The following is a 12,016-nucleotide window of genomic DNA, read 5'->3' as shown; positions in this document are numbered from 1 at the left end:
TTTAGACCCGTTATGAAAAATTGTACCCTCCTATTCTTTCTATTTTTTGGAATCTATTTTTCTAAAATCCAGGCACAGCAGCAACTTCACGACGGGGCCTACCTGTATCAGGATGGCATCAATAAACATTTAATGCTCGTTAAAGACCATTATATTTCATTTATAAGTTACGATGACGTCAGAAAACGTTTTCAGCTTACCTGGGGCGGCGCACTTGATAAGCAGCATAATCTGATCACTATCGCTGTCGAGTATAACTCACAGGATTCGGCTGCCATTGGCAAAACAACCCAATTACCTTACCGGATTGAAGCAGACTCCCTTCGCCTCAAAACTGCCAATAGCTACCATCTCTATATCAAGCAGAAAAAAGTTCCACAAGACCTTGACGCACTTTGGCGGATCACAGGTCGCCAGCAAGAAGGCAAAATGCAAGATATTCCCAAAGCAGATCGTAAAACAATCAAAATATTGGTTGATGGATATTTTCAATGGCTAGCGATTAATCCTGCTCAAAAGGGTTTCTATGGTACAGGCGGAGGTGACTATCAGTACAATAATAATCGGTACTCCGAAAAAATACGGTTCTTTTCGAGAGACAATAATAGAGTTGGGCAAGAACTCGCCTTTGATGGTGAAATCCTGAATGGCGCATGGCATCATAAAGGAAAAAGTTCGAAAGGAGACGATATTTATGAAATCTGGAGCAAAGAAATAACAGAATAAAATATGACAATAGAAGAATTTCAATCTCTTGAAGCTCCGCTTCAGCATTGGACAGCGGTACAAAAGTCACTTTGGCATGATCTGAAAGGAAATTGGAAAACCGCGCATGACCTGATCGATCAATTAGACGGAACTGACGCAGCACATGTTCATGCTTATTTACATCGCAAAGAAGGCGATCAGTGGAATGCAGAATATTGGTATCGTCGTGCCAAACAAAACGTATACAAAGGTAATTTGGATGATGAGTGGAAAGACCTCTTCAAATATTACGCTCCATAGCTACAATTAGCCTATTTTCGGACAGCCGCTGTTTTCTTTTATATACACAAAAGGACAATTTGGGTAATAAAGTAGTCAAAAATAGTATAGAAAATTAACTCAGTACTTTTTTAGGCTGTTGAATATCTTTAAAAATATAAAAATATTACCAAATAAGATATAACATCAACCAACTCCGGAGATAATACGTAACAAAAATAACACAAAGAAAAATATTATAAAACTAACAAATAGAATGGCACAGATATTGAACATAGTTTATTATACTTGAGAAAGTATACTTTTCATAAATTTAGGTTAATAATTGGTTAGGTTAAACACTTGAAGTTCCCCACTTCAAGTGTTTTTTTTTAGCAAAAAATCAATCGAAGTAACATCAAATCCACTTCCCCCATCTTTTTTTAATTAGGACACTTTCCTTCATTGAAAGGTATATTAAAAATTTAAAACAATACATTGTATTACTATGTATTTTGTTATATATTTACTTCCATGAACAAAGAATTTATTGACAAATGGATTTCACAGCTAAAAAAAGGAAGTCTTTCTTTTGTTGTATTAGGTATTCTTGCCTATGATCAGGAATACTATGGCTATGATCTTATCCAGGAGGTCAAGAAGAAAACCGCCATTGATATTGCTGAAGGAACTTTATACCCCTTATTGATCCGTTTAAAAAACGAAGGCCTGGTCGAATCGAACTGGGTGCCTCAGGAAACTGGGATTCCAAGAAAATATTACAAAATAACAAAGGAAGGCCAAAGTACTTTCTTAGAGATGAGAACGTACTGGACAAGCTTAAACCAACATTTAACCACTTTGACGCATGCATTATAACCAGATACCCTTTACAAATAGATCCTCAGCTCTGCTATATCAAGACTACATGTCAAAAGCAACGGCTCTTGTAAAAAAATTAGCCTTGGAGCAAAGACAGGATATATTATGTGAAATCAATAGCCACATATTTGAGGCATTGCAACAGCAGCTTCCCCCACAGTTAATCCATGACGCCATGCCTAGTCAGCTCCAAGAAATCTTAGATAAACTCGGGTTACCAGAGACTTTTATCAAAGAAATGATTTTGTCAACGTCCATTACCCCGTCAATAGAATCTCCTCGCAAATCCGTATCCTTATTACGGGTACCTATCATGCTCACACAAGGGATCGTAAACATGATTTATTATATCATCTATACCCTTATGCTCATCGCCGTATTTCTAGTCGTGGCCAAATTTATTGATCCTCAGGGAGTCGGATTCTTCTATGCGCCCAACAAGTTTTTCATATTCGGCAAACTTATTTTACAGCATGAAGAAGCCCTGCGTTACGAACAATTGGGCAATTATTTCATTCCAGCATTTCTATTCATCATCAGTGGACTTTACTATTCCTCCACGTTAATTTTGAAACTCAAAAAATCTATTCCCCATAAATTATGAAAAGAACCACAGTGTTATTGTTCCTCTTAGGAACCCTATCAAGCCCCATTCTCAAAGCCCAGGAATTCACAGCTGTTCGCATGGATAGCCTGATGTCCGTCATTGATAAAAATAATGTCTGGATGGGCAGTATTGCAATCAGCAAAGGCGATCAATTACTCTATCAAAAGGCAATTGGATATGCAGATGTAGCGCAGAAAAAAAAAGCGAACATAAATACGCGTTATGGAATAGGTTCAATCTCCAAAACTTTCACAGCAACACTTGTACTAAAAACAGTTGAGCTCGGAAAACTGAAGTTAGACGAACCAATATCTGCATTCTTTAAAGATATTCCAGACGCTGGAAAAATCACCGTTCGCCAATTGTTAAATCATAGCAGCGGATTACACAATATCACGGATGACAACGATTATTTGACATGGAATACTAAACCACAGACAGAGAAAGAACTTGTTGAACGCATCGTCAAAGGCGGAGCCGACTTTGCTCCCAGCAGTAAACATGCATATAGTAATTCAAACTACATCCTACTTACCTATATCTTAGACAAAGTTTGGAAAAAAGACTATGCTTTTTTATTGAAAGAATACATCTGTAAGCCATTAAACTTGCAAGAGACAACCTTTGGCCGTCCACAAAATAACAGCAGGGATGTTAGCGAATCTTATCGATTCACTCACGAATGGACCCTTGAACTACACACGGACAATTCTGTTCCGCTTGGAGCCGGAGCCGTTTGGTCAACTCCGGCAGATCTGGGCAAATTTTTCAATGGTTTATTTAGCCATAAAATAATCAATGCTGCAAGCCTGGAAGAGATGAAAAAAATAGATCAGGGCTATGGATTGGGTTTATTCCAATTACCATTCTATGAACATATAGGCTTTGGCCACACAGGTGGTATAGATGGATACTCCTCGGTAGCTGGTCATTTTGATGATGGTAATTATAATGTCGCTATCATTAGCAATGCCAACAATTATAATAATAATGAAATATTAAAGTTCAGCCTTGGCGAACTTTATAAAAAACCTTTTCCACTTCCTGATCTTGCGGAAATACAATTGACAGAGGAAGAAATTTCAAGCCTCGTCGGCGAATACAAAAGCGAACAGCCTCCTATTCAGATAAATATTACGAGAGAGGGCAACAAGGTGCTGGGTCAAGTTGTCGGTCAGCCGGCATTTCAACTGAAACCCAAGGATAGAAATACGCTGGTCCAACCGCAATTTGGCGTAAAAATAGTTTTCGAACGTAGCGAAAACAAAATGACACTCTACCAAAATGGACATACTCTTGTATTGAAGAAATAAGGAGATACTGCGGTTAACTAATGTAAAGATTCATGGCCTTTATTTGGCACTATCTTACATTTTTCATTAGGTAGTTATGAAGTTTATATCGACATCCTCAATGAGGACCGAGGCCCTCGTCATCACGCAGTATTGCTAAAAGAGCAGCGGTTGAACTAAACCGCTGCTCTTCTAACTACGGTGTTTTACAATTTTTCCAAATAGAAATCATCACCATACACCGTACCGCTCAAGGGTTTATAGAAATAGACCGTAGCAGTAGTATTATTGGCTCCAGTTGTAAAAGTTACCGAATTATTGGAGTAGCTGGTCGTACCTATAGTCGCATCGACCGCAGTTCCCCCATAATTTTTGACACCAATACTGACCGATTGGCCAGCTGCAGATACTTTGGCGTAGCCACCGAACCGATAGGTCGTATTTGGCGTTAAACCGGTCAGGTATTGTTCAATGGATGTCTCTCCGCCTGTTTCGCGGATGCATTTGGTTCCTGTCCGGGCATCGGTGGAAACAACCGATGATCCACCGCCCCATGTTGTCCATGGATAGATGACACCGCTTTCGAAATCGCCATTACTAAATAAAGGCAGCTTATATACACGTACGTAATCCACCTGCATACTAAAGGGTAAGTCAGCATTTGTGATCGCCCCTGGCCATCCCGCTCCACCGGCCTGATTCAGAATCAGATAAAAAGGAACATCAAATGGCCATTGCTGTGTCCCCCCCACCGGAAACTCTTGCGTAAGTATACTGTATTACATTGTTGACGTAAAATCGAATGTCGTTCGGACTCCAGATCATCGTATATAGGTTGTAATCTGTCGTATTATAGGTGGCAGATTTCGATGCTGTGCTCCCACCATTTGCATTGGTAACTGAGCCATTATGGATCGTATGGTACATCACACTTTCGTTGTTGACATGCTCCATAATGTCAATTTCACCACAGCTAGGCCAGCCGCCGTACGCTGTAGCTGGTTCGGGCATCATCCAAATAGCAGGCCATGAACCTCTTCCTTGTGTAAATTTAGCCCTCACTTCAACTTTTCCATAAGTCATACTAAATTTCCCCATCGACTTAACTCCTCCAGCATGATAGGCAACAGGATCTCCGGCTACAACGGCATTATCCATACGCAATACGAGATTGCTCCCATCTTGGGATGCATAAGCCGGCAAGGAGGTCATATACTTATTCCATGCGACAGTGCCCCTGTCAGCATAAGACCATTTTGTGGAATCAAATCCCCCACTACTATTAAACTCATCCGACCAGATCAATTCGTAATCTGTTGTCGCTACGGTAGTCGCATTTAATAGCTTAGTCGAGGCCTTCGCCTTACTTACTTCCGGAATCGGATTTTTTGTTGCTGTAGAGTCTTTTTTGCAGGCAAAAATAGACAGGCTAGTTGCGATTAGGCTCAGCACCAGCCAAAATTTGGTTTTTCTCATTTAGTTTTGGATTATTGGTTCTATTTAAGTTTATATCGTTATTTGACAGCTTGTGGAGCAAGCTGCCTAATAATCGAAGATTCATTTTTTTCTTTCATTCCTTCCTGTTTTAACCAAAAGGAAGAAATGAAAGAAAATGCATATTATATCGATACCACAATGTGCCCGATTACTTAAAATTTACGGGCAAAAAGACAATTTTGCTGTAATTTTCTTTTTCAAATAAAACGCCGAGTTTATTTTTATTTAAAAGTACTAAATCGGAATAAGCGGCATAATCCCCTTTCACACCCTCCGGCGCTTTGGCCACAACCTGATTAAAATACCATGTTTTGCCCTGATCATTACTTAATCGAACGGTTAGATTGTCTCTTCTATTGGTTGATGCAGCATTACACACAGCCAATATATATTTTCCTTTCTTTTGCCAGGAAAGCACTGAACCCTGGTTGACCGGATCGGGTAAGTTTTTATCATAATAGGTTGTATCCCAAGTAGCGCCACCATCACCGGAATAGGATACAATTCTCGATTTTACATTACCTTGCTGATTACGGGAATTCATATACAGTCCTGTGTTGGAAACCTGTGCGGCCATTGTTTCATTTGATCCCTCAAATTTCACGCTTGCCCCTATCTTGAATGTCTTTCCATGATCGTCCGAGTAATACGAATGCGCAAAATAGTCCTTGCCATTTTCTTTCGGATTTCCTTCAGAATGGTTAGCAGGAATATAAATACGTCCTCTAAACTTACCAGAATCAAATTGCAAAGCATGTCCGGGCGTATTTGCATAAGTCCGCCAGTCTTCCTTAAAAATATATTGTGCATTTACGGATGATTGATTAGGACGATGCGTCTCAAGCGTTATGTTTTCTGGATTAGACCAGGTCTTACCACCGTCGGTCGAACTAATTGACCAACATTCTCGCAAACCATTTCCTTTACGGACTTCTCCCTCATGATTATTACCCGTATTATAAAAAAGAAACAGGCGTCCTTTCGGATATGCTGGATCCAATAGATCCACTACCGGAGCTGGATTTCCGACCTGCAAATTATCATTGTCAACAGCAACTTGCAATGGGCCCCATGTTTTTCCATTATCCTGACTAATTTTATAAACAATATCTACATTACCAAAATCGCCGGCATGATCCACCCTACCTTCTGCAAAAGCAATTAACTGTCCACTTCTATCCTTTACAATAGCAGGTATGCGGTAGCTTTTATAGCCATCTTCGCCTGAAACAAATACACTCACTTCCTGAGCGTGGCAAATTCCTGCCAACAGTGCAAATACCAACATTGTCCCTAATTTCTTCATATCTATATAAGTTTTATTGTTAATTCTATTTAAAAAAATGCATCTGTGTTAATACAATGCGATCGGTTATTTATTACTCCCTTTCAATCGGTAGGCAAGTAAACATCCATTTTAGTGGATTTTGCCAATCTTTCCCATTTAATTTTCCCACAGGAAGTTTCACCACAACTGTATTCCAGCCTTCCTCCAGCAGAATAATGCTTGGACTTCGGTAGCTGTAACCTTCATCAACCAATGGGAGCTCCAAATTTCCTTTTTGGCCAGCATGTTGCCAATTCGGTGGAAGCACTTCACGCCCGTTCACCCAAATTTTGCTCATTCTATCGTCCCAGGTTCCCAAATTTGGTGAATCACTGGCATATGAACGGGAGAGGTCGTTAAAACCGATCCAAAAACTTTGGTTTCCCCCTCTTTCACTCCATACTTTGCTCACAGCATATACGGTACTATTTTCAAGCGGCCGATCAATAGCCCCTTTTACGACATCAGCCCACCAATGGCGTAATACGATAGTTCCACCATAAAACTCACCGATCTTTTTTAAATTGGTAAATTTTCCTGTCGCTTCATTTTTTAAGACCATGCTCAGATCACCCTTATTTTCCACAGGCCCATACAACATCCATTTTTGCCCACTTTGTGCGTAATACGGAAAAATAAAATCTTTAAAATACAATCTTTTATGTTGGAGCAAACGCTTTTCAAATTCAGCAAATTGCGTTAATCCCTTTACATCCGTTTTAATATTACTACGCCATTCAAAATCTCCTCCTCCTCGCCAGCTTCGTTCCGCAAAAGTCAGCAAAGCCGGGTAAACTGCATTCTGATGGAATACATCACGTTCATGATGGACTGCACGATCGGGCCAGGAACATAACGTCGCACCCATTAACTTTTCATTTTCTGACGATTGACCACCTAATTCCCTATAGAACAAGGTCGTCACCGTTTCCAAAGGATCCATATGATTGATATACAAATGCTTTGAATCAATCACTTCAAAAGGTGAGTCATTGGTAATAGCCTGTGGTCCACCCATCCAAAGCTGGCGGATTGTGTGTGCCTGCAAATTACCACCAGGCTCCCAGCCGATGGTTTTTAGACCTAAGTCCTCCGTCCATTTTGTCATCATCGGCAAAAATGTTTGGTTGTGAATTTTCACCTCATCCCCCCCAATATGCAGATAAGGTAGCCCGGGATAGGTGGTCGCAAATTCCTTCACTAGTTCTTTGATGATCGCTATGCCGCTATCGCTCTGCATATCGGTTTTAAAAGAACGGCGAAATGCTGCGGAATGCCCTGGCATATCAATTTCGGGTACGAGCTGAATATGGCGATCATGACAATACTGGATCAGCTGCTGCATATCGTCGACTGTATAATACTTTCCCTTCCAACGCTCCATATTTGCAGAGTCGGTCAAACCGGGATATTTTTTACTGATCAGTCGCCAAGCAATATCCTCGGTGAAATGAAAGTGAAAAATATTCAGCTTATACCGCGCCATCATATCGATCTGCTCCTTCAACACCTGCATAGACTGAAAATTTCTTCCCACGTCTACCAAGTAGCCACGCCAACGAAAAGATGGATAATCTGTAATGACGCAATACGGCAACTTACCATCGCTGCCTCCCAGTTGACGCAAAGTTTGCAGGGCATAGAAAACCCCTTTACTCGCTCGGGCTTCAATGTTTACTCCCCTTTTATCTATAACAATGCGATAGCCTTCCAAAGAAGACAAGGGAAGTTTCATTTCTTTATTGCAACTAATCGTTATAGCTATATTTTCTTTGCTATCGAAGTCTATGCGCCTTACATCCCAATCGCTTAGCAGTGCTGTCAAAGTCTGTCTATCTGTAGTTGACACATCTCCTTTGGTGCGTACGCAGACCACTTGTTTGAGCTGGTAATACCCGGTTTTCCAGGTAACAGACTGCGGCATGGGAAGCAAAGGTCTGATAGTTTCGGACATACCATATAGCGGAAAGATCATCATGACAATCATCATCAGCCTTTGGAGGAACTTAGTTGTCGCTACAGTTTGTCGCATCATGTTATCCCTTAATCGTATTAAATTCCTGTAGTATTTGCATACAATACCACTCTTGACGAGGAAGATGGAATGGTCCTTTAAATAAATTACCTTTTGCCGTCTGCGCAATCTTCCCATCACGATGCAGATAGCCATACCATTCACCATTGATTTTATCATGAAAATGATCATAGGCATACTGATTGATCTGCTGATGCCAACTTTTATATTTCTCATTTCCGGTCATTAGGTAAGCGAGTAATGTTGCTATAATAGTTTCATTCTGCGGCCACCAAAACTTCATATCCTGCCAATATTCTTGTACCGGCTTTCCATAGACATCCCGAAAGTACAGTATACCACCATATTCTTTATCCCAGCCGCGCTCCCACATATAATCGAGCATACGACAGCCCAGTTCAATCAGATGCGGATCGTTCGCCCGATATTTCGCTTCATGCAAGATAAACCACGCTCCTTCGATGGCATGTCCGGGGTTGAGTGTGCGCCCGTCAATATGATCAACAATTTCACCTTCAGGTCCCACTTGTTCCATCACACAGCGGATATCATCTTTTACAAAATCACGTTCTATCTGCGCGATAAAATTACTGATAACGAAATCACAGCGTGGATCTCCAATTGTTTCGCGAATTTGCTGTGCGGTATTGATCATAATCATCGGCACACCGATCCCTTTCATTGGCCTGGTCTGTTCGTATTTTGGTTCCACCAATCTTTCTCCCTGTGCATAAGCCAGACAAATTCCAAACAGCTCATGTGCTTCCGCAGCAATACCGGCATCTCCCGTCGCTTTTGCATAGGCTGCAAAGGCGATTGCCGCAAAAGTCTCCGAAAAGAAATAACGACGCATACGAATTGGGTTACCGATGCGGTCTACATGAAAATACATTTTGCCGTTTGCATCAAAACAATGTTTCTTCAAAAATTCATAGCCTATCCGGGCCCCTTCCAGCCATTCCTCTTTTTGCTCAACCGTATTGTAAAGTGTGGCCAGCAACCAGCATGCCCTTCCCTGTATCCACACGGCTTTATCTGTATCAATCAAATCCCCATCATGATCACGCATAAATAGATAGCCGCCACATTCATGGTCAATCGATCGTGGAAACCAAAATGGTACAGTGTCTTTTAAAAGCTGATCACGATAAAAAACTTCCAACTCCTTCAAGTAATCAGTGTCTATTATATTTGCGGTATCTTTTATACTTGTCTGTTTCATCTGTTCTAGTTTTTGAGTCAATTTATTTATGTTTAGTTGATCGTCTTATGTTTAGTTGATCGTCAAATCAAAAGTGGACACTGGCGTTCCAATTTCATTTTGAAGATTTGCCCTGCTAAAAGGTTCATATCCATACAGGATTTTGGTGAATTGGAAATTCGGCTTAACGATTTGGACGACATTGCCCGATAGGATATTTGCATTTACATCAGAAATTTTCCCCTTATTGTCCATTACCTGAAAACCTTTCACAGGCGCATTCCCTGGGGTTATTAATTTTATACAATGATCAAATGTCAATAACAGCTTATCATCGCGAAGCGCATACCTGACCAGATCAGGATGATCTGCATTCAATTCAACACCATATACATGTTTACGCACTAAATTTGCCAACCTTCGGCCTACCACAATCTTTTCACGGGGATGTACATCCAAAGAATCACCTACATCGATCGTTACGGCCATGTATGTACCAGCAATGGCTTTCTCCAGTAAGCGTTGTGAGTTTCTAAAATCACCCCATGAAGGTCTATCTATACTTGTGAGCTGAACAAAGAAAAAAGGTAGATCTTGGTGAAAACTCTTCCGCCAGGAGGAAATCAATGTTTTAAAAAGACGTTCGTGAAGTTCTATGTTATGCGCATTGCTCTCACCTTGATACCACAGTATACCTTTCAATCCTGTGCTCAACCATTTGCTGACACCCGCTTCAAAATTGTAAGCTGGTTGATACGGATGGCGTTGATTTTTCACCTTTGAAACTGCTAGATTTTGACTGGCGCGCTCACGGCAGAAATCCTGCAGGAAATCTGATTTTTGCCAGTTGTGAATATAAGAGGCAAGCAAATCGTCGTTTTCCAATGATTTTCGATCAATCCATGATTCGGTATTAGACCCACCTACCGATAGATCAATAATACCAATGGGAATATGCTGTTCGCTGGCGATCTGCTGGGCAAATGAATAAGCAACAGCTGAGAATTGCGCGGCCTCCGCCCCGGTAGCTTGCCGCCAGGCACCGCTGAAAAAGGACAAATCGTTTACTTTCCTTAAGGTCGCGGTATCCCATGCAACAGCATTGGTCTCCACAAGGCTGCGGCATTTAAAAAGGCGCACATTCTTTAAGTGCGGTGCATCTTTGATCAGCTCTTCGCCCTTTGTGGCTCCACGAAGTTGAAAAGCCATATTTGATTGTCCCGAAGCAAGGTATACATCGCCAAAAAGAATATTTTTCAACACTATTTTCTGCTTGCCCGAACGCACTGTTATTTCATAAGGTCCTCCGGCTTCCATTTTAGGCAACTTTATTTCCCAGAAGCCTTCGGGATTGACTTGGGTCTTATAGTTTTTCTTATTAAATGCAAGAGTGATCACATCGGCGGCAGTACCTTTACCATAGATGCTATTTTCCCAATTACGCTGGAGCACCATATCCGAACCGATGGTTTCGGCCACTTGCAAATCTTGGAGAACAGGGATCAATACATGCGCGACCTGTTCAGCAATCAATGCAGCTCCTTCCCTGTTCGGATGCAAGTAATCGTCAAAAAGATCAATCCGATACCGCAGTGGGCTGTTCAGATCGATCAGTCCCACTTGGTTATTTTTTGCTATCTGCGGTATAAGCACCTGAATTTGATCATACCAATCGCGTGTCCCGGATAAGAAGCGCGGATGACCACTAAAAATAGGAGTCAATCGACAGATGTAAATTTGTGCTTTGGGATTAACGGATCGTATGGAGTCAATCAGAGTCGCGTAATCCGATGCAAAGGAGTTCTTATAATTTGGCCAGTTTCTCGGATCAGTATCATTGAGTCCCAGGTGTATAATGGCAACATCAGGTTTATAATCCAAGGCTTCTCTGTATTCTTCCGTTTTATAATAAGGTCTATGCCCCTTACGTAAAAGTGTGGCCCCTGAATGACCAAAATTCCTCACTTCAAACCGCTGACCCAGCAAAGCTTGAAGCTGGCTCGGATAAGAGTCCTCTGTAGGATTTCCGAGCCTATAACCAAAGGTTACAGAGTTACCGATACAAGCTACTTTTGTCCGGGGTTGTCCCACTGAAATGGAGATGGAGACCATCAAACCTAAAAGTAGGCCTCCTTTTTTTGAAATATAGGTATGCAGCGTGCTGATTAAGGATTTCATTTTCATCATCTATTCATTCAGGAAATAAAAG

At 41.1% G+C, this 12,016-nt stretch carries 11 protein-coding genes; 5 read left to right on the top strand and 6 right to left on the bottom strand.

Annotation, left to right across the window (positions count from 1 at the left end; translation table 11 throughout):
- Positions 1 to 12: 12 nt before the first annotated feature.
- The 5 genes from CBM24_RS05070 (at position 13) to CBM24_RS05050 (ending at position 3,768) form a co-directional block, all read left to right on the top strand.
- Positions 13 to 726, top strand: coding sequence for a hypothetical protein (locus CBM24_RS05070; RefSeq protein ID WP_088160396.1), 714 nt, complete (start codon positions 13 to 15; stop codon positions 724 to 726).
- Positions 727 to 729: 3 nt separating this feature from the next.
- Positions 730 to 1,008, top strand: coding sequence for a hypothetical protein (locus CBM24_RS05065; RefSeq protein ID WP_088160395.1), 279 nt, complete (start codon positions 730 to 732; stop codon positions 1,006 to 1,008).
- 492 nt (positions 1,009 to 1,500) lie between these two features.
- Entirely contained in the window at positions 1,501 to 1,845 is a 345-nt protein-coding gene (locus CBM24_RS05060) for a PadR family transcriptional regulator (protein ID WP_070564875.1), read from the top strand.
- A 49-nt stretch (positions 1,846 to 1,894) separates the two neighbouring features.
- Positions 1,895 to 2,452: a hypothetical protein gene (locus CBM24_RS05055; protein WP_157698373.1), complete on the top strand. Its 558-nt coding sequence runs from the start codon at positions 1,895 to 1,897 to the stop codon at positions 2,450 to 2,452.
- Complete coding sequence (locus CBM24_RS05050; protein ID WP_088160393.1) at positions 2,449 to 3,768, top strand: serine hydrolase domain-containing protein; 1,320 nt, start codon at positions 2,449 to 2,451, stop codon at positions 3,766 to 3,768. The genes CBM24_RS05055 and CBM24_RS05050 overlap by 4 nt, the downstream gene beginning before the upstream one ends.
- 185 nt (positions 3,769 to 3,953) lie before the next feature.
- Here the strand turns inward: CBM24_RS05050 and CBM24_RS05045 are convergent, their stop codons facing one another.
- From CBM24_RS05045 to CBM24_RS05020, 6 genes are all read right to left on the bottom strand, one after another.
- Complete coding sequence (locus tag CBM24_RS05045) at positions 3,954 to 4,499, bottom strand: carbohydrate binding domain-containing protein (RefSeq protein WP_088160392.1); 546 nt, start codon at positions 4,497 to 4,499, stop codon at positions 3,954 to 3,956.
- Positions 4,471 to 5,223 (bottom strand): glycoside hydrolase family 16 protein, encoded by a 753-nt coding sequence (locus CBM24_RS05040; protein ID WP_088160391.1) that lies wholly within the window; start codon positions 5,221 to 5,223, stop codon positions 4,471 to 4,473. Before CBM24_RS05040 ends, CBM24_RS05045 begins: the two co-directional genes overlap by 29 nt.
- 169 nt (positions 5,224 to 5,392) lie before the next feature.
- Complete coding sequence (locus tag CBM24_RS05035) at positions 5,393 to 6,550, bottom strand: sialidase family protein (RefSeq protein ID WP_088160390.1); 1,158 nt, start codon at positions 6,548 to 6,550, stop codon at positions 5,393 to 5,395.
- Positions 6,551 to 6,623: 73 nt separating this feature from the next.
- Positions 6,624 to 8,606 (bottom strand): family 20 glycosylhydrolase, encoded by a 1,983-nt coding sequence (locus CBM24_RS05030; RefSeq protein ID WP_198386040.1) that lies wholly within the window; start codon positions 8,604 to 8,606, stop codon positions 6,624 to 6,626.
- 1 nt (position 8,607) lies between these two features.
- Positions 8,608 to 9,828: an AGE family epimerase/isomerase gene (locus tag CBM24_RS05025; protein ID WP_088160389.1), complete on the bottom strand. Its 1,221-nt coding sequence runs from the start codon at positions 9,826 to 9,828 to the stop codon at positions 8,608 to 8,610.
- Between the two features lie 51 nt (positions 9,829 to 9,879).
- On the bottom strand, positions 9,880 to 11,985 hold the full coding sequence (locus CBM24_RS05020) for a GDSL-type esterase/lipase family protein (protein ID WP_198386039.1): 2,106 nt from the start codon (positions 11,983 to 11,985) through the stop codon (positions 9,880 to 9,882).
- Positions 11,986 to 12,016: the final 31 nt, after the last annotated feature.

This window comes from Sphingobacterium sp. G1-14 (genome assembly GCF_002196555.1).
GTDB classification, from domain to species: domain Bacteria; phylum Bacteroidota; class Bacteroidia; order Sphingobacteriales; family Sphingobacteriaceae; genus Sphingobacterium; species Sphingobacterium siyangense.
Note: the sequence above shows the minus strand (reverse complement) of the source record. Positions and strands in the feature narration are given on the sequence as shown.